We start from the raw sequence: 232 nt of genomic DNA on the forward strand, positions 1-232 counted from the left end.
ATCCCAACGGGAAGTTCTCGAACGTGTATGTCAGCTCGCGCTCCATCATGGCCGGCGGCACATATGCATGGGGCCCGCTCAAGGCCTACGTCGGTTATCAGCATCTGAGCGCATCGGACGCAACCCCCGCGAGTTACGGGGTGACGCCTGGTACGTTGCCCACCGGTGTGAGCGGTGTGCCGACAGCAGTCGATCACGAGTGGGTGGGGCTGTCCTATCTCGTGAATCCGTT

Annotated in this window: 1 protein-coding gene; it reads left to right on the forward strand. The window is 61.6% G+C overall.

Annotated features, from left to right (window positions below; all coding sequences use genetic code 11):
* On the forward strand, nt 1-232 hold a 232-nt coding region (locus SB725_RS34165), incomplete at both ends, for a hypothetical protein (RefSeq protein ID WP_410923821.1).

The organism is Pseudomonas sp. SIMBA_041 (assembly GCF_046535095.1).
Lineage (GTDB): Bacteria > Pseudomonadota > Gammaproteobacteria > Pseudomonadales > Pseudomonadaceae > Aquipseudomonas > Aquipseudomonas mucoides.